The organism is Rathayibacter sp. AY1D2 (genome assembly GCF_002932695.1).
GTDB lineage: Bacteria > Actinomycetota > Actinomycetes > Actinomycetales > Microbacteriaceae > Rathayibacter.
In genome coordinates this window covers 1-17448 of record NZ_PSVX01000069.1, presented here as the reverse complement: position 1 = coordinate 17448, position 17448 = coordinate 1, and the positions used below count along the sequence as shown (strand labels likewise).

Here is a 17448-nt window from a genome sequence, read left to right as displayed (position 1 = left end):
GTCGCGGTCGCCGTCTTCTCGCGGCGCCTCGGCGTCGCCGCCCCGATCGTCCTCGTGCTCGCCGGCGTCGGCCTCTCGTACATCCCCGTGGTGCCGGAGTCGGCGCCCGGTGTGGAGTCCTGGACGCGGATCGACCCGCCCTCCTGGGCGATGCGGACCACGAACGGCTCGGCCTCGGGATCGCCGAAGGTCTGCGTCCACAGCTGACGGCCGTCGGCGGTGCGGACCTCGCGGGGCGCGTCGATCGCGCCTCCGTCGGCGTCCAGAACGAGGAGCTCGGTGTCCTCCGTGGTCGCCTCGAGGCGGACCGCCGTTCCCGCCATCGTGGCGACGGACACGTGCCCGTAGCCGATCCAGAGGTCCAGCGGCTCGCCGGAGGTCTCGTAGCCGGGTGCGACCGTGACGCGCAGGTCGCTCGCCGCGAGCGTCGCGTAGCGGCCGGGAGCGGCGCTCGAGAAGCCGTAGGTGCCCAGCACGGGGAGCAGCTCGCGGTCGGTCGGCAGCACGGCGGCGCAGGCGGCCGTGACCAGCGCGACCGTCGCGAGGGCGACCAGCGCGATCGCGCGCCTCCGGAACAGGCCGGCGAGCACGATCACCACGGCGAGCACGAGCGCGGCCGAGGCGGCTCCGACGACGAGGGCCGTCGGCCCGGAGGCGGTGAGCGAGACCAGTGCGCCGGTCAGTGCGGCGGCGCCCAGGGCGAGCAGCGTGAGGCTCGCCCGCAGCCGGGGGTTCGCGGCGCGTCGGAGGCGCTGGCGCTCCAGGCGCGCGGCGGTGACGGCGGCGGCGGCGACTCGCGCCTCCTCCGCCCGGGCGCGGGCCGTCTCGCGGGCCGTCGCGCTCTGCTGGGCGCGGAACGCCTCCCGCTCGGCCCGCCAGGCCTCCTGGCGCTCGCGCCACTCGGCGACGGCCTCGGGGGACGAGGGGCGCTCGTCCTGCAGCCCGGGGTCGGGTGCGGGGTAGGCGGGAGCGGAGGGCCCGGGGTAGGGGAGCGTCGCGGAGGGGTGTGCGGACGGGGAGCCCTGGGCCGGGTGAGCGGCCGCGTCGTCCGATCGCCGGCTCCGCCGCACGATCCAGACCACGAAGGCCACGATCAGCCCGAGCACCACGAGCGACCACAGCGTCCGCCCGGTCGCGGGCGCCCAGGGCATCGCCCCGGTGTACGCGCCGCCGAGCGACCAGAAGCCCTGCGCCACCGGCAGCATCGAGGCGAGCACGAGGACGCCGATCCCGGCGTGCACCCGGTCGAGCGAGCCGCGGAGCAGCCGCTCCACCGGCAGGGCGCCGTCCTGGTCGGGCAGCAGCAGCCAGGCCGCGGCGTAGAGGAGGAGCGCGGGCCCGCCCAGCACCGCGACGACGAGCACGATCCCGCGCACGATCAGCGGGTCGATGCCGAGCCGGTCGGCGATCCCCGCGCAGACGCCGCCGATCCAGCCGGGACGGCGGGGCAGGTCGAGGCCGCGCAGCCAGAGCACGAAGCGGTTCTCGGGCGCGGGGGGCGGATCGGCGGGGCCGGAGGCTTCCGGGCCGGTGCTCTCGGGGCCTGTGCTGTCCGGGCCGGCGCTGTCGGGGCCGGCGGCTCCGGGATCCGTCCCGATCGGCGTCGTCGCTGTGCCTGCCGCCTCCGTGCCGTCCGGCTCCGCGAAGCCCGGCGGGGTCGTGCTCTGTCCTGTCATGCTGCGAGTCTCCCGTGCGCTCCACGGCCCGGACCATCGGGGGAACCCCTGATCCGACCCCGAGAGCACCCCCGATCGTGCGGCCGACCTGTTTGGATGCAGGGGTGAGCACAGTCCCCGGCACCGCCGTCCGCCCCCCGCTGCAGCGGCCGCGGACGATGCTGCTCGGCGGAGTGTGCACCGCGGTCGCCGACCACCTCGGCTGGAGCGTGCGGAGGACCCGCCTCCTGGCCGTCCTCACGACCGCGCTCGGCGGGGGCGGCGCGCTCCTCTACCTCTGGCTCTGGGCCCTGGTGCCCCTCGCGCCGCTCGAGTCGCGCGACGCGGATCCGGCCGTCCGCCGCTCCGCTCCCGTGGCCGGCCTGCTGACCCTCGCCGCCGCCGTCGCGGCGCTCGCCGTGCTGATCACCGTCGACAGCGGCGACGACGCCGACATCACGCGCGCGCTCGTCGCCGTCGGCCTGCTCGCGGGAGGAGCCGTCGGCTGGAGCCTCGGGCTCGACCGCGGCGACGCCGTCCGCCCCGCCCGGTACGGCTCCGCGGTGCGCCTCGCCTCCTGCGCGCTGCTGGTGCTCGCCGGAGCGGCCGTGCTCACCGGCCGCCCGAGCGCCCTCAACGCGGTGCTCGCCGTGGGCGTGCTGCTGATCGCCGCCGGCGTGCTGGCCGCGCCCCGGGTGGTGACCCTCTGGTCCGAGCTGATGGGCGAGCGCGCCGCCCGCGTGCGCGAGGAGCAGCGGGCCGAGATCGCCGCGCACCTGCACGACTCCGTGCTGCAGACCCTCGCGCTCATCCAGAACCGCGCCGGAGCCTCGAGCGAGGTCGCCCGCATCGCCCGCGCCCAGGAGCGGGAGCTGCGCGACTGGCTGTTCGAGCGCGACGTCCCGGTCGCCAACGACCTGGCCGCCGAGGTCCGGGCGATCTCCGCCGCCGTCGAGCTCGACTACCCCGTGCACCTCGAGGTGGTGGCCGTCGGAGCGTCCGTCCCCGGCGCCGCCGCGCTCCTCGCCGCGACCCGCGAGGCCGTGCTGAACGCGGCCCGGCACGCGGGCGGCGACGTTTCGGTGTACCTCGAGTCCTCCGTGCAGGGCGTCGACGTGTTCGTGCGCGACCGCGGCCCCGGCGTCGTCCTCGACGAGGTGCCCGGCGACCGCCTCGGCATCCGCGAGTCGATCATCGGCCGGATGGCGCGCGCGGGCGGCAGCGCGACCGTGCGTCCCGGGGTCGGCGGCACCGGCACCGAGGTGCATCTGCGGCTCCCCGCGGAGGTCGAGCGGTGACCCGCGTGCTGCTGGTCGACGACCACTCCATCTTCCGCTCCGGCCTGCGGGCCGACCTCGCCCCCGAGCTCGAGGTCGTCGGGGAGGCGGCCGACGTCGACTCCGCCGTCGGCCTGGTCGCCTCGCTCGCGCCCGAGGTGGTGCTGCTCGACGTGCACCTGCCGGGCGGTGCGGGCGGAGGCGGGGCCGAGGTGCTGCGGCGCAGCGCCGGGTCGTCGTCGCGCTTCCTGGCGCTGAGCGTCTCGGACGCCGCGGAGGACGTGGTCGGCGTGATCCGCGCCGGCGCCCGCGGCTACATCACCAAGGCCAGCTCCGGAGCCGAGGTGAGCCGGGCCGTGCTCGCGGTGGCGGGCGGGGACGCCGTGTTCTCGCCGCGCCTGGCCGGCTTCGTGCTCGACGCCTTCGGGGCGCTGGCGGGCGAGCAGGCGGAGTCGGGGGACGAGCTCGACCGGCTCTCGGCCCGCGAGCGTGAGGTGATGCGCCTGATCGCCCGCGGCTACGCCTACAAGGAGGCGGCCGCCGAGCTCTTCATCTCGGTCAAGACGGTCGAGTCCCACGTCTCCGCCGTCCTCCGCAAGCTGCAGCTCTCCTCCCGCTACGAGCTCACCGCCTGGGCCTCCGCCCGCCGCCTGCTCTGAGGCGCGCGCGAGCAGTCAACCCCGTCCCTCCTCCCGCTCCTGCCGTCCGACACTGTCGGGACACGACAGGAAAGGACGACCCGATGGTGACCACCACCCCCGCTCTCCCGACCCTGGCCGAGCTCCTCCGCGACTCCCGGCCCGTGTCGCAGCTCTACGTCGACCTCGCGATCGACTCCGGCGATCCGCCGGACATCTCGCTCGAGCGCGCCACGTCCCTCGGAGACGAGCTCGCCCGCCAGGGTGCGCCGCAGGCCGACATCCGGCCCCTCACCGCTCTGCTCGAGGGGGCCGGGCGCCCCCAGGGCGGCTGCTGCCTCTTCGCGGTCGCCGTGGACGGGAGGGTCGTGCTGAACGAGGTGCTGCCGGGTCGGCCGGTCGCGCCCGAGGGCGTCTCCTACAGCCCGCTCCCCGACATCGTGCCGCTGCTGCAGCACCGGCCCGACCTGCGCGTCCTCGTCGTCGAGACCTCGCGGGACGGCGGCGAGATCCGCCTGCACCGCCTGGGCGCCCAGCGTCCCGAGGCCGAGCAGGCCGTGCAGGGCCGCACCGACACCCTTCACAAGGCGCAGGCCGGCGGCTGGCGGCACGACCGGTTCCACCACCACGCGGAGGAGATCTGGCGGCGCACGCAGGCCGAGCTCGCCGCCGCGGTGGACGAGCTCGTGCGCGTGCACCGGCCGCGTCTGCTGGTCGTCGCGGGGGACATCCACGCCCGGCAGCTGCTCGCGCAGCAGCTCTCGCCGAGCAGCGCCGCGATCCTGGCCGTCGAGCCCGTGAACACGCGGGCCGCCGGCAGCGAGAAGGGGGCGCTGGAGCGGTTCGTCGACGAGCAGCTCGACCGCATCCTGCTGCGCGAGAAGGAGGACGTGCTCGACGCCCTGCGCACCGGGGAGCCGCGCCGCACGGTCGAGTACTCGCTCGGCGCGATCGTCACGGCGCTGGCCTCGGCGCAGGTCGAGACGCTGGTGCTCGACCCCGGCCGGCTGCGCGAGCGCGCTCTGCTGGCGCTCGCCGCGGAGCCGTGGGTCGCGTCGGCCCCGGAGGAGGCGCTCGGCGCCGAGGTGATCGACTCCGTCGACGCCGCCCTCGCGCTGGCCCGCGCCGCCGTGCTCACGGACGCGCGCGTGCTCGTCACCGACTCCCGCACCGCTCCGGAGGGGATCGACGTGGTGACGCTGCCGCACGGCGCCGACGCCGCGGCGATCCTCCGCTGGCGCACCGGCCCGCCGGTCCCGGGGGCCTGAGCGGCGGGTCCCCGAGCGCGACAGGGCCCGGGCCCCGATCCTGCGATCGGTCCCGGGCCCTGTCCGGCCTCACGCCTGCGGGTCGTCCTCGCCCTCGGCGGCCGCGCGGCGGCGCGCTCCGAGGCCGAGCGCGGTGGCGCCCGCGGCCAGGAGCGCGGTGGCGCCCGCGATCAGGCCGACGCTCTCGACTCCGGTCGAGGCCAGCCCGCCGCCCGAGCCGCCGACGGGCAGCGGGGTGGGAGTGCCGGTCGGCGCGGTCGTGGGCATCGGGGACGGAGCCGCGGTGGGCGCCGCGGTCGGCCCGGCGGTCGGTGCCGTGGTGGGAGTCGCCGTGGGCGCGGTGGTCGGCGGGGTCGTCGGTGCCGTGGTCGGCCCGGCGGTCGGCGTCGGAGTCGGCGCCCCCACCTGCGACGCCGGCAGGATCTGCACGATGGTCGGACGCGGTGCCGCCACCGCTCCCGCCGCCGTCGATCCGTAGTCCGGGAAGAACGAGGTCGGCGCCTCGAAGGTGCCCTCCTCGCCCGGGTGCTGCACCGCCACGAACACGTGCTGGTCGAGGTCGTGGACGATCGGTCCGCAGGTCTCGGCGTCGCGGGGCACCGAGAGGAACTGCTCCACCCTGCCGCGCGTCGCGCCCTCGAGCGCGACCTTGAAGAGCCCGTCGTTGTAGCCGATGCCGCTCGGGGCGCCGTCGGTCGAGATCCAGAGGTTCCCGACCGAGTCGAAGGCCAGGTTGTCCGGGCACGAGATCGGCGAGACCTGGTCCGCCGGGAAGCCGGAGAAGTAGACGACGTCGCCCTGCGCCTGGTCGCCGCAGAGCATCAGCAGGTTCCAGGTGAAGGTGCGGCCGGTCTGGTCGCCGCCGTCCTCGATGATCTCGACGATGTGGCCGTCGCGGTTCTCGGTGCGCGGGTTGACCTCGGTCGCGCCCTCCTTGGCGCCCTCGGTGCCGCGGGCGGAGTTGTTGGTGCAGGCCACGTAGATCCGGCCGCTGACCAGGCTGGGCTGCACGTCCTCGCAGCGGTCCATCTTGGTCGCGCCCGCGGCGTCCGCCGCCTGGCGGGTGTGCACGAGGACCTCGGCGACGCTCATCCCGGCGATCGTCGAGGCGCCGTTCAGCACCAGGGGCAGCCACTCGCCGATCCCGTCGAAGCCGCCGTCCGAGGGGACCGCCCCGGTGCCGGTGATCTCGGCGACGGGGGAGTCGCCGGTGAAGCGGGCGACGTAGAGGTCGCCCTCCTCCAGCAGGGTCTTGTTGTGGGCGCGGTCGCCCTCGATGTAGCGCTTCGTCGAGACGAACTTGTAGAGGTAGTCGAAGCGCTCGTCGTCCCCCTGGTACGCGACCACGCGGCCGTCCGGGGCGATGATGACGTTCGCGCCCTCGTGCTTGAGCCGGCCGAGCGCCGTGTGCTTCTTCGGCGTGGAGTCGGGGTCGAAGGGGTCGAACTCCACGATCCAGCCGAAGCGGTTCGGCTCGTTCTCGTAGCCCGGGGTGCGGGCGTCGAAGCGGGGGTCGTCGAGCTCCCAGAGGCGCGAGGTCTCGGAGTCGGCGAGGCCGTAGCGCTTCTCGGCGTCGCTCGTGCCGACGGCGCGGAAGTAGCCGTTGAAGTTCTCCTCGCCCGAGAGGATCGTGCCCCACGGCGTCGTGCCCCCGGAGCAGTTGCCGAGCGTGCCGAGCACGGTGCGGCCCTCGGGGTCGGCGACCGTCTTCAGCAGGTCGGTGCCGGCGGCGGCGCCGGTCACCTCGTAGGGGGTGTCGAGCAGGTAGCGGCGGTTGCGCTCGCCCCCGCGGACGTAGGCCCACGGGCGGTCGACCGCGGTGCGGACCAGCTCGACGACGCTGAGGCCGTGGGCGGCGCGGCCGACGGCGCGCACGCGCTCCGGCTCCGCCTCGAGCTGCGCGGCCGGGAACATGATGCTCTCGTTCGTGTACTCGTGGTTCACGACGAGCAGGGCGCGGAGGCGCTTCGAGCCCGGGATCTCGACGATGTCGGTGTAGTCGTTGTTGTAGCCGAACTGCGCGGCCTGGGCGGCCTCCGTCTGGTCGGCGATGTCGAAGGCGGGGCTGTCGGCGAAGAGCGGGTCGCCCCAGCGGATGATCGGCTGCCAGGCGAAGCCCTCGGGGACGGTGAACCGGTCGACCGTGTACGGCACCGGAGCGATCGGAGTGAAGGCGAGCGGCGAGCCGTCGGCCGCGGTCGCCACGGCCGCCTCGGCGGTGGGCGCTCCTCCGGCGGAGGCGACGGCGACGGTGACCGCGCCGGCCAGGCCGAGGCCGAGGGCGCTGCGGCGGGAGAGCTGCGACGAGACGATGTCGCGGAAGTAGCTGTTGTGCGACGTGTTGCAGGTCGCGGTGGAGCAGGCGTTGGCGCACTTCAGCGCGCAGGTGACGGGGCTTCGCTTGCCGCGCACGTGGCCGGCCATCGGGAGGAGGAGCGGGCGGCGGGCGGTGTCTGACATGGAGGTCCTTCGATCACGAGCAGGAGACGCGATCGAGGCAAGCAGGGGGAGGGGGCGCCGATGCCGCCGGGTGGAGGCTCCTCCCTGAACGGAACGTGAACGTTCTCACAAGAAGGTGAGGCTCACCTTCCCTCCCGGCGGCCCTCCGAGCGCGCCTCCAGGACCGCCCCGACGTTCCCCGCGATCCACTCGACGACCGGCAGCAGACGCTCCGCCAGCTCCGCTCCCAGCGGCGTCAGCCGGTACTCGACGTGCGGCGGGACGACCGGCCGCGCCTCGCGGTGCACGAAGCCGTCCTCCTCCAGGATCCGCAGCGTCTGGGCGAGCATCTTCTCGCTGATCCCGCCGATCCGGCGCCGCAGAGCGCCCCAGCGCAGCGTGCCCGGAGCGAGCGCCGCGAGCACCAGGACGCCCCACTTGCTGGTGACGTGCCCGAAGACCTCGCGGCTCGGGCAGTCGGCGGAGTAGACGTCCCCGGCGAGCAGGGCGGAGTCGGCGATCGTCATGGGGTGCTCCTCGGGACAGGGGTGGTGACTGTACTAACGAAATAGTGGGTACTGCATTCCGGGAAGCAGGAGGAGGATGCGCCGGTTGCACCCTCCTGGCGGCGGACCCCGCCCGCCCCACCCGTCAGGAAGGACCCCTCATGACCCTCGTCGTCACCGGAGCCACCGGCCACCTCGGCCGTCTCGCCGTCGAGCACCTGCTCGCCCGCGGCACCGCCGCCTCCGACATCGTCGCCACCGGCCGCGACGCCGCGAAGCTCGAGGCGCTCGCCGCCGACCTCGGCGTCCGCACCGCCGTCGCGGACTTCGACGACCCCGCCTCGCTCGACGCCGCCTTCTCCGGCGCCGAGGCCGTCCTCCTCGTCTCGGGCTCCGAGGTCGGCAGGCGCGTCGCACAGCACACCGCCGCGATCGACGCCGCCGTCCGCGCCGGCGCGCGCCTGGTCTACACGAGCGCCCCGAAGGCGACCACGAGCGCGCTCATCCTCGCCCCCGAGCACAAGGCCACGGAGGAGGCGATCGCCGCCAGCGGAGTCCCCGCCGTCGTCCTCCGCAACGGCTGGTACAACGAGAACTACGAGCAGACCGTCGCCGAGCTCGCCTCCACCGGCAGCACCCTCTCGAGCGCCGGCGAGGGCCGCGTCGCCAGCGCCGCGCGCACCGACTACGCCGAGGCCGCAGCGGTCGCCCTGACCGACCCGTCCCTGGTCGGCACCGTGCACGAGCTCTCCGGCGACACCGCCTGGAGCTTCGACGAGCTGGCCGCGATCGTCGCCGAGGTCGCCGGACGCGACGCCGCGATCAGCCACGTCTCCTCCGACGAGCACGCCCGCGTCCTCACCGGCGCCGGCGTCCCCGAGGGCGGAGTCGGCTTCGTCGTCGGCCTCGACGCGAACATCGCCGACGGCCTCCTCGGCGGGACCGACGGCTCGCTCGCCCGCCTGATCGGGCGGCCGACCACGCCGATCCGCGCGTACGTCGAGGAGCAGCTCGGGCGCTGACGCTCCGGCGTCCCCGTCGGCCACCGTCCGGCTCGCAGGAGCAGTCCGCCCCCGCGAGCCGGACGGTGGCGCGCCCGGCCCTCCCGCGGCTCCGCGCCGGGCAGTCCCGTCCGCGGCTCCGCGCCCGCCCTCCGCGGCTCCGCGCTCGACCCGCCGCACCTCGCGCCACCGTGTCGGCGCCCCGACGTAGGCTGTCCGCCATGACCTCGACGACGCCTCGCTCCGGTATCGACCGCTCCGAACTCGACCCCGCGACGCGCCCGCAGGACGACCTCTACCGGCACGTCAACGGGCTCTGGATCGACCGCACCGAGATCCCCGCCGACAAGGCGCGCTACGGCTCCTTCCACGTGCTCCAGGAGGAGGCGGAGAAGGCCGTGCGCGACATCATCGTCGAGGCGCAGACCGCGCAGCACGGCACCGAGGAGCGACTGTTCGGCGACCTCTACGCCTCCTTCATGGACGAGGAGCGGGCCGAGGAGCTCGGCGCCGCCCCGATCGCCGACGACCTCGCCGCCGTGCAGCGGGTCGACTCGATCCCCGGCCTGCTCCGCGCGGTCGGCGCCTTCGAGCGCACCGGCGTCCCCGGGCTCTTCGGCCTCTTCGTCGACAACGACCCGGGCAGCCCCGAGCGCTACCTCGTCTTCGTCAACCAGGGCGGCCTCGGCCTGCCGGACGAGAGCTACTACCGCGAGGAGGAGTTCGCCTCCGTCCGCGAGGCCTACACGCCGTTCGTCGCGCGGATGCTGGCGGTGGCCGGCATCGACGCCGCCGAGGCCCGCGCCGAGCGCATCGTCGCCCTCGAGACCGACCTGGCCGCCGCGCACTGGGACAAGGTCCGCAGCCGCGACAGCCAGGCGACCTACAACCTCCGCTCCTGGTCCGAGGTCGAGGAGCTCGCCGCGGGCGTCGACCTCGGCGTCTGGCTCACCGCGATGGGCGCTCCGGAGGGGGCGCTCGCCGAGGTGGTCGTCCGCCAGCCGAGCTTCCTCCAGGGTCTCGCGGGCCTGCTCACCGAGGACCGGCTCCCGGCCTGGCGCGACTGGCTGTCCTGGCAGGTGATCCGCGGAGCCGCGGCCTACCTGTCCAGCGGCTTCGTCGACGCCAACTTCGACTTCTACGGCCGCACCCTCACCGGCACCCCGCAGAAGCGGGAGCGCTGGAAGCGCGCCGTCTCGCTCGTCGAGGGCTCGCTCGGCGAGGCGGTCGGCCGCACCTACGTCGCCCGCCACTTCCCCGAGACGGCGAAGGCCGCGATGGACGTGCTGGTCGCGAACCTCATCGAGGCGTACCGCCGCTCCATCGTCGACCTGGAGTGGATGAGCCCCGCCACCCGCGAGCGCGCGCTCGAGAAGCTCGCGAAGTTCACGCCCAAGATCGGCTACCCGGTGCGCTGGCGCGACTACTCCGCCCTCTCGATCGACCCGGCCGACCTGCTCGGCAACGCCCGCCGCGTGGCCGAGTTCGAGTTCGCCCGCGAGCTCGGCAAGATCGGCCGCCCGCTCGACCGCGACGAGTGGTTCATGACCCCGCAGACGATCAACGCGTACTACAACCCGGGCTTCAACGAGATCGTCTTCCCGGCCGCGATCCTGCAGTTCCCCTTCTTCGACGAGGCCCGCGACCCCGCCGCGAACTACGGAGCGATCGGCGCCGTCATCGGTCACGAGATCGGCCACGGCTTCGACGACCAGGGCTCGCGCTTCGACGGCGACGGCCGCCTCACCGACTGGTGGACCGAGGAGGACCGGGCCGCGTTCGAGGAGCGGACGAAGGCGCTCATCGCGCAGTACGACGCGCTCGCTCCCGCGACCACGCCCGGGCACCACGTGAACGGCGCCCTGACCATCGGCGAGAACATCGGCGACCTCGGCGGTCTCGGCATCGCCTGGAAGGCGTACCTGCTCTCGCTGGACGGCGAGGAGCCGCCCGTCGCGGACGGCCTGACCGGCGCCGAGCGCTTCTTCCTCTCCTGGGCGCAGGCCTGGCAGCAGAAGTCGCGCGACGAGGAGACGATCCGACTCCTCGCCATCGATCCGCACGCTCCGGCCGAGTTCCGCTGCAACCAGATCGTCCGGAACATCGACGAGTTCTACGCTACTTTTGACGTCTCCGAAGGCGACGCCCTCTGGCTCTCCCCGAGCGAGCGCGTCACCATCTGGTAGTCGCCGCCGACCACCTCCGCACCACGGACGAGGAGCCCCGGGCATCGAGAGCCGACCGATGCAGCGGGGTCGTCCGCCGATCGCGCGTCCTGCCGGCGCGTGAGGACCCAGGTCCCCCCTCCGCACGACCGCACTCCCGACCCGTAGAGGGGCCGTACCCGTGGTGATCCCCACCAGCGAGACCCGCCGTGAGAGCCGACGCAACCGCCGGGGGCGCCACAAGGGCGGCGGTGACCGCGAGAACTTCCAGCGCGGCTTCGACGCCCTCGGCCGTCTCGCGATCGACGGGGTCGTCGTCTCGGCGCGCGCCGTCGACCTGGCGACCGGCCGCACCCTGTTCGCGGTCGACGACTCCGTCTCGATGCCCACCGCCTCCCTCGGCACCGTCGTGCTGCTGATCGAGGTCGCCGCCCGGCTGGCGAACGAGCCGCAGGAGAACCTGCGCCTGGTCGACCGGACCGCGGCGGACGCGGTCTCGGGCTCCGGGCTCTGGCAGCACCTCCAGGTGCCGTCGATGCCGATCGCCGACCTCGCCGCCCTCGTCGGTGCCTCGAGCGACAACCTCGCGACCAACGTCCTGCTGCGCCGCGTCGGCCTCGATGCCGTGCGCGAGCGGGCGGAGGCGCTCGGCCTCTCCCGCACCGCCCTGCTCGACGTCGTGCGCGATGAGCGCGGCCCGGACGACGCGCCGCAGCTCTCGATCGGCTCCGCCCGCGAGCTGACCTGGCTGCTCGCCACCCTCGCGAACGGCGAGATCGTGGACGCCGCCGTGAGCTCGCGGGTGATCGGCTGGCTCTCGCTCGGCACCGACCTCTCGATGGTCGCCGCCTCGTTCGGGCTCGACCCGCTCGCGCACCGGCACCCCGACCACGGGGTCCTGCTCGTCAACGCTAGCGGCACCGACGTCGGCGTCCGCGCCGAGGCCGGCGTCCTCCGCGGCCCACGTGCCGGAGTCGCCTACGCGGTCGCCACCCAGTTCGACGACACGACCCTGCACTACCGCCTCGCGGTGCTGGAGGGAATGCGCACCCTCGGAGCCGACCTGCTCGAGTACGTGCACTGACGGCTGCCCGGGCGGAGGCTCCTCCGGAGCAGGCCGACCCCGCGGGGCCCCTCGGGTGCCCCGTCAAGTCCGTGACCGCCTCCGGGGGCGCGACCTAGGCTGCCCGCAGCGGCGCCGCCTCCCGGGCGCACCGCGGAGAGGGAACCATGAGCAGCTTCGGCTTCGACGCCCCCGAGGACGTCACCGACACCACCCGCCCCGACGGCGACTCCCTGCCGGTCCCGCCGGAGGACCCGGCCGAGATCGACGACCCCGAGTCGATCGACGAGGCGCTCGACCAGGGCGCCGACGCCCGCCTCGGCGACGACCAGGACCCGCCGGAGCACCCCTTCATCCCGTCGCCCAGCTGATCGACCGGCCGGGCGCCCCAGCGGCGCCCGGCCTCCTCCGATCTGGCTTCTCCTCCGAGCCGATTACTCCTTCGACCCCGGCTTCAGGCGGTGCGCGAGGCGCTTGATCGGGTGGGCGGGCTCGCGCTCCGCCGGATCCTCGACCTCGAGGCCGTAGAACGTGCCGATGTCGCCGACGAACGCCTTGCGGCGGGCCTTGTCGTAGGCGCGGATCTCGCGGCGGAAGGCGATCACCGTCGCGACGCACATCAGGATCATCACGACGCTGAACGGCAGTGCCGAGAGGATCGCCGCGGTCTGCAGGGCGTCGAGGCCGCCGGCGACCAGGAGCGACAGGGCGAGCAGCGCGGTCGCGACGGCGAAGAACACGCGGATGCGGTTGCGCGGCTCCGGCTCGCCGCCGGTCGCGATCATCGACATCACCAGCGCTCCGGAGTCGGCGGAGGTGACGAAGAAGACGCCGATCAGGAGGATCGCGCCGATCGTCAGCACCGAGCCCGCGGGCAGTCCCTGCAGCATCGAGAAGAGCGCCAGGTTCGTGTCGACCGAGCCGTCGGCGCCGACAAGGCCGCCGTCGCCGTAGAGCTCCCGGTAGATGGCCGTGCCGCCGAGGACGCTGAACCAGAGGAAGGTCATGATCGTCGGCACGAGCAGCACGCCGCCGACGAACTCGCGGACCGTCCGGCCCTTCGAGACGCGGGCGATGAAGATGCCGACGAACGGCGCCCACGACATCCACCAGCCCCAGTAGAACGTGGTCCACGAGGCCTGCCACTGCTCGCCCTCGCGGCCGGCATAGGCGCTGACCGTGAAGGTCAGGCCGATGAAGTTCTGCAGGTAGTTGCCGAGCGACTGCACGAACTCGCGGAGGAGGAACTGGGTCGGGCCGGCGACGAGCACGAAGACGAGGAGCGCGGCGGCGAGCAGCAGGTTGCCGGTCGAGAGCCACTTCATGCCCTTGCCCACGCCCGAGATCAGCGAGAAGACGGTCAGGCCCGTGACCACGGCGATGACCACGATCTGCACGGTGAGCGACGACTCCACGATGCCGCTCGCCTCCAGTCCCGCTGAGATCTGGGTGACGCCCAGGCCGAGCGAGGTCGCGACTCCGAACATGGTGCCGACCAGGGCGACCACGTCGATCGCGTTGCCCCAGCCGCCGCGGACCCGGCGGCCCAGCAGCGGCTCCAGCGCCCAGCGGATCGACACCGGCCGCTTGCGGCGGTGGATCGCGTAGGCGAGGGCGAGGCCGACCACCACGTAGATGGACCAGGCGTGGACGCCCCAGTGCAGGTAGGTCTGCGAGATCGCGCTCTGCGCGAGCTGCGTCTCGGTGCCGGTGACGCCCGGGCGCGGAGTGGCGAAGTGGGTGAGTGGCTCCGCGACGCCGTAGAAGACGAGGCCGATGCCCATGCCGGCGGCGAAGAGGAGCGAGATCCAGGCGAGCATCGAGAACTCGGGCTCGTCGTCGTCGGCGCCGAGCTTGATGTCGCCGAAGCGGCTCACGCCCATCCAGATGGCGAAGGCCACGAAGACCGCGGCGATCAGCACGTAGTACCAGCTGAACGTGTTGACGACGGTGGTCTGCAGCGTCGAGAACACGGAGGTCGCGGCGTCGGGCGCGAGGATCGCGAAGGCCGCGATCGACAGCGTCAGGACGGCGGCGGGCCAGAAGACCCACCGCGCGAGGCTGTGCGGAGGGGCGGTCGTGCCCGCGGTGGCGGGGGCGGTGTCCGGGGAGGACGGGTGCTCGGACATGGGGTCCTCTCGTCGGCGGCAACCGTCCACGGTACACGGGGGCCCGTCGGCGGCCCCGGCCGGGGGAGCCGGGCTGGCATGATCCGGCCCCGGTGCGGGAGGCTGGACCCGTGCAGTTCAGAGTCTTCACCGAACCCCAGCAGGGCGCGAGCTACGAGGACCTCCTCGCCGTCGCGCAGGCCGCCGAGAGCCTCGGCTACGACGGCTTCTTCCGCTCCGACCACTACCTCCGGATGGGAGACGGCGACCCCGGTGTGGGCCCGTCCGACGCGTGGACGACGCTCGCCGGCCTCGCCCGCGAGACCGAGCGGATCGCGCTCGGCACCCTCGTCTCCTCCGTCACCTACCGGCCGCCGGGGATCCTCGCGATCCAGGTCGCCCAGGTCGACGCGATGTCCGGGGGCCGTGCCGAGCTCGGCCTCGGCACCGGCTGGTTCGAGCAGGAGCACGCCGCGTACGGCATCCCCTTCCCTCCGCGCCGCTTCGACCTCCTCGAGGAGCAGCTCGAGATCGTGACCGGCCTGTGGTCGACGCCGGTCGGCGAGCGCTACTCCTTCGCCGGCGAGCACTACACGCTGACCGACTCCCCGGCCCTGCCCAAGCCCGCCCGCCTGCCGCTGCCGGTGATCGTCGGTGGCGGCGGCCCCAAGCGGACCCCGGCGCTCGCGGCGCGGTTCGCGAGCGAGTTCAACCTGCCCTTCCCCGAGTTCGACGCGATCCCGGGGGCCTTCGAGCGCGTCGACGAGGCGTGCCGGGCGATCGGGCGCGAGCCCTCGTCGCTCGTGCACTCGGTCGCGCTGATCGCGGTCGGCGGAGGCGACGAGGCGGAGTTCACGCGCCGTGCCGCGGCGATCGGCCGCGAGCCCGCCGAGCTGCGCGAGCACGGAGTGGCCGGCGGCGTCGACGAGGCGGTCGACCGCCTCGAGTCCCTCCGCGAGGCCGGCTGCGAGCGCGTCTACCTGCAGTTCATGGACCTGCAGGACCTCGACCACCTCGACTTCTTCGCCCGGGAGGTCCTGCCGCGCCTGTCGGCGTAGCGGGCGCCGCTGCTGCAGCCGAATCAGCGACGACTCCTGGCTTCTCGCGGTCCCCGTCCTCGTGCCCCCGCGCCGAGTGCGACGACTCCTGGGCACTCGCGGGCTGCGGGCAGCGCGCTCCGGGCCGCGCGCCCGGGCGTCCGCCCGCGCCGCGGCCTACGCTGGAGGGATGGCGGACACGATCGAGCGCGCGGACGAGCGCCTGGCGACCCGCTCGGCGGCCGAGGTCCCGTGGATCGTGCTGGTCTGGGACGATCCGGTCAACCTGATGTCGTACGTCTCGTACGTCTTCCGCAGCTACTTCGGCTTCGGCCGGGCCGAGGCGGAGCGGCTGATGCTGCAGGTGCACACCGAGGGGCGCGCGGTCGTCGCGACCGGCAACCGCGAGGAGATGGAGCGGCACGTGGAGGCGATGCACGGCTACGGCCTGTGGGCGACGCTGCAGAAGGCCGACGCGTGAGCGCCCCGCTGCGCCCCACCGCCGCGGAGACCGGAGAGTGCTCCGCTCGCGGCATCCGAGGACTCGGCTGATGCGCGCGTTCCGCCGCGACTCCTCCGGGGCGGCCGTCGCCCGCTTCGACCGCGAGGAGGCCGGGATCCTCCGCCATCTGGCCGGCGAGATGCTCGAGCTGCTCGACCGCGGGGCGTCCTCGGAGGAGGCCCGCTCCGATCCAGCGCTCGCGCGCCTCCTGCCCGACGCCTACCGCGACGACGCCGAGGCGGCCGACGAGTTCCGCCGCTTCACCGCTCCGGACCTCGCCGCCCGCAAGATGGACGACGCCCGCGCCGTCACGGCGGCCCTCGACGCCGGCGACGGCACGAGTCACGGCCGGATCTTCGAGGGGCTGGGCGAGGTCGCGGTCCGTCTCGAGGAGCCGCAGGCGATCGCCTGGCTCCGCGCACTGACCGACATGCGGCTCGCTCTGGCCGTGCGGCTGGGGATCGACGACACCGACGACGTCGTCCCGGAGGAGGGGAGCGCGGCCGCGATCCGCAGCGTCTACGACTGGCTGGGCGGCGTGCAGGACGGACTCGTCCGCGCCGTCGACGTGTGATCCGCTCGTCCTTCTAGCGATTCCACAGCTGTGGACAACCCTGTGGAAAGGTGTGGAGAACCGGCTCCGGGAGCACCTCCGAACGGCGGAGCGCCGGGCGCGGGGGTGTGGAAACGCGTAGCGTCCACCCTGTGAACACTCCGAGCACCGCCGACGCCCAGCGCACCGCCGATGACATCCAGGACTCGCGGGCGGTGCGGACCCTCGCCCGCGGCGGCTTCGCGGCGAACGGCCTCGTCCACCTCCTGATCGGAGTGATCGCGCTCGGCGTGGCCCGCGGCGGCGGAGGCGAGGCCGACCAGAGCGGTGCTCTCGGCGCCCTCGCGGCGCAGCCCGGCGGTCTGGTGATCCTCTGGATCTGCACGGTCGGCCTCTTCGGCCTGGCGCTGTGGGGGCTGCTCGAGGCGTTCCTCGTCCGCCCGCGCGAGAGCGCCCTGAAGACCTGGGGCAGCCGGCTGAAGGAGGCGGGCAAGGCCGTCGTCTACGGCGCCCTCGGCGTGACGGCGCTGAAGTTCGCGACGGGCGGCGGGTCGAGCTCGTCCGAGTCGTCCGAGAGCGCGAGCGCGCAGGTGCTCTCGGCGCCGGGCGGAGTCGTGCTGCTCGTGATCGCGGGACTGGCCGTCCTCGCGGTCGGCGGCGTCTTCGTGTACCGCGGAGCGAGCAGGAAGTTCCTCGAGAACGTCGCGGAGCCGGGCGGCACGGCGGGCACCGTCGTCACCGTGCTCGGCGTCGCCGGCTACGTCGCCAAGGGCGTGGTCCTCGGCGCTCTCGGCGTGCTGCTGATCGTCGCCGCCGTCACTCACGATCCGGAGCAGGCGGGCGGGCTCGACGAGGCGCTGAAGTCGCTCGTGGAGCTGCCGGCGGGCGTGCTCCTCCTCGGCTTCGTCGCGGTCGGGCTCATCGCCTACGGGCTCTTCTGCTTCGCCCGCGCGCGCTGGCCGCGCCTCTGATGTCGGACAGCGGATCCGCTCTATACCTGTCACCCCCCTTCCGCGCAACTGGTCCCGCCGTCCCGGAGTCGGTGACACGCTGAGGCCTGTGAGTGCTGGAGGCGAGGACGCGACCGGAGGACGGGTGCGTCCGCCGCTGACGCAGGACGCCGCCCGTCTGCTGGCCCGCTCCGCCACGGGGGACGCCTCCGCTCTGGGAGAGCTCGTCGACCGCTTCGGCGGCCTCGTCTCGGCGTGCGTCGGCACGGTCCAGGCCGACCCGGCC

Annotated in this window: 15 protein-coding genes; 11 read left to right on the top strand and 4 right to left on the bottom strand. The window is 74.2% G+C overall.

Annotated elements, in window-relative coordinates:
- Positions 1 to 1676: PspC domain-containing protein (locus C5D04_RS15300; protein ID WP_146087883.1), on the bottom strand; the 1676-nt coding region annotated here is incomplete at its 3' end.
- Between the two features lie 104 nt (positions 1677 to 1780).
- On the opposite strand from C5D04_RS15300, the gene C5D04_RS15290 reads away from it, so the two are divergent.
- From C5D04_RS15290 to C5D04_RS15280, 3 genes are all read left to right on the top strand, one after another.
- The gene (locus C5D04_RS15290) at positions 1781 to 2953 is read left to right on the top strand and encodes a sensor histidine kinase (RefSeq protein WP_104347961.1); all 1173 of its coding nucleotides are present in this window, start codon (positions 1781 to 1783) and stop codon (positions 2951 to 2953) included.
- A complete protein-coding gene (locus C5D04_RS15285; RefSeq protein WP_104222839.1) occupies positions 2950 to 3591 on the top strand; it encodes a response regulator transcription factor in 642 nt (213 codons plus the stop codon). The genes C5D04_RS15290 and C5D04_RS15285 overlap by 4 nt, the downstream gene beginning before the upstream one ends.
- A gap of 83 nt (positions 3592 to 3674) precedes the next feature.
- Positions 3675 to 4838, top strand: coding sequence for a Vms1/Ankzf1 family peptidyl-tRNA hydrolase (locus C5D04_RS15280; RefSeq protein WP_104347960.1), 1164 nt, complete (start codon positions 3675 to 3677; stop codon positions 4836 to 4838).
- Between the two features lie 69 nt (positions 4839 to 4907).
- Here C5D04_RS15280 and C5D04_RS15275 read toward each other — a convergent pair whose 3' ends face one another.
- Both C5D04_RS15275 and C5D04_RS15270 read right to left on the bottom strand, forming a co-directional pair.
- Positions 4908 to 7298, bottom strand: a complete 2391-nt coding sequence (locus C5D04_RS15275) for a PhoX family phosphatase (protein ID WP_104347959.1) — start codon at positions 7296 to 7298, stop codon at positions 4908 to 4910.
- Between the two features lie 122 nt (positions 7299 to 7420).
- On the bottom strand, positions 7421 to 7804 hold the full coding sequence (locus C5D04_RS15270; protein WP_104222836.1) for a helix-turn-helix domain-containing protein: 384 nt from the start codon (positions 7802 to 7804) through the stop codon (positions 7421 to 7423).
- 140 nt (positions 7805 to 7944) lie between these two features.
- On the opposite strand from C5D04_RS15270, the gene C5D04_RS15265 reads away from it, so the two are divergent.
- From C5D04_RS15265 to C5D04_RS15250, 4 genes are all read left to right on the top strand, one after another.
- Positions 7945 to 8805 carry an NmrA family NAD(P)-binding protein gene (locus tag C5D04_RS15265; RefSeq protein WP_104250704.1) on the top strand — a complete coding sequence of 287 codons (861 nt, stop codon included), beginning with the start codon at positions 7945 to 7947 and terminating at the stop codon, positions 8803 to 8805.
- A gap of 200 nt (positions 8806 to 9005) precedes the next feature.
- Positions 9006 to 10970, top strand: coding sequence for a M13 family metallopeptidase (locus C5D04_RS15260; protein WP_104347958.1), 1965 nt, complete (start codon positions 9006 to 9008; stop codon positions 10968 to 10970).
- A gap of 160 nt (positions 10971 to 11130) precedes the next feature.
- Positions 11131 to 12033, top strand: a complete 903-nt coding sequence (locus tag C5D04_RS15255) for a serine hydrolase (protein ID WP_104347957.1) — start codon at positions 11131 to 11133, stop codon at positions 12031 to 12033.
- 146 nt (positions 12034 to 12179) lie between these two features.
- Entirely contained in the window at positions 12180 to 12383 is a 204-nt protein-coding gene (locus C5D04_RS15250; protein ID WP_104222832.1) for a hypothetical protein, read from the top strand.
- Between the two features lie 63 nt (positions 12384 to 12446).
- Here C5D04_RS15250 and C5D04_RS15245 read toward each other — a convergent pair whose 3' ends face one another.
- On the bottom strand, positions 12447 to 14141 hold the full coding sequence (locus C5D04_RS15245) for a BCCT family transporter (RefSeq protein ID WP_104347956.1): 1695 nt from the start codon (positions 14139 to 14141) through the stop codon (positions 12447 to 12449).
- A 110-nt stretch (positions 14142 to 14251) separates the two neighbouring features.
- Between C5D04_RS15245 and C5D04_RS15240 the strand changes: the two genes are divergently transcribed.
- From C5D04_RS15240 to C5D04_RS15225, 4 genes are all read left to right on the top strand, one after another.
- Complete coding sequence (locus tag C5D04_RS15240; RefSeq protein WP_104222830.1) at positions 14252 to 15178, top strand: LLM class F420-dependent oxidoreductase; 927 nt, start codon at positions 14252 to 14254, stop codon at positions 15176 to 15178.
- Positions 15179 to 15347: 169 nt separating this feature from the next.
- Positions 15348 to 15638: an ATP-dependent Clp protease adapter ClpS gene (gene clpS, locus C5D04_RS15235; RefSeq protein WP_104222829.1), complete on the top strand. Its 291-nt coding sequence runs from the start codon at positions 15348 to 15350 to the stop codon at positions 15636 to 15638.
- Positions 15639 to 15708: 70 nt separating this feature from the next.
- The gene (locus C5D04_RS15230; RefSeq protein ID WP_104225742.1) at positions 15709 to 16233 is read left to right on the top strand and encodes a DUF2017 domain-containing protein; all 525 of its coding nucleotides are present in this window, start codon (positions 15709 to 15711) and stop codon (positions 16231 to 16233) included.
- 131 nt (positions 16234 to 16364) lie between these two features.
- The gene (locus C5D04_RS15225; protein WP_104225741.1) at positions 16365 to 17183 is read left to right on the top strand and encodes a DUF1206 domain-containing protein; all 819 of its coding nucleotides are present in this window, start codon (positions 16365 to 16367) and stop codon (positions 17181 to 17183) included.
- Positions 17184 to 17448 lie beyond the last annotated feature (265 nt).

Coding starts and splice junctions, on each gene's coding strand:
- C5D04_RS15280 (WP_104347960.1), top strand. CDS start 3,675: ATGGTGACCACCACCCCCGCTCTCCCGACCCTGGCCGAGCTCCTCCGC.
- C5D04_RS15275 (WP_104347959.1), bottom strand. CDS start 7,298: ATGTCAGACACCGCCCGCCGCCCGCTCCTCCTCCCGATGGCCGGCCAC.
- C5D04_RS15270 (WP_104222836.1), bottom strand. CDS start 7,804: ATGACGATCGCCGACTCCGCCCTGCTCGCCGGGGACGTCTACTCCGCC.
- C5D04_RS15265 (WP_104250704.1), top strand. CDS start 7,945: ATGACCCTCGTCGTCACCGGAGCCACCGGCCACCTCGGCCGTCTCGCC.
- C5D04_RS15260 (WP_104347958.1), top strand. CDS start 9,006: ATGACCTCGACGACGCCTCGCTCCGGTATCGACCGCTCCGAACTCGAC.
- C5D04_RS15250 (WP_104222832.1), top strand. CDS start 12,180: ATGAGCAGCTTCGGCTTCGACGCCCCCGAGGACGTCACCGACACCACC.
- C5D04_RS15245 (WP_104347956.1), bottom strand. CDS start 14,141: ATGTCCGAGCACCCGTCCTCCCCGGACACCGCCCCCGCCACCGCGGGC.
- clpS (WP_104222829.1), top strand. CDS start 15,348: ATGGCGGACACGATCGAGCGCGCGGACGAGCGCCTGGCGACCCGCTCG.
- C5D04_RS15230 (WP_104225742.1), top strand. CDS start 15,709: ATGCGCGCGTTCCGCCGCGACTCCTCCGGGGCGGCCGTCGCCCGCTTC.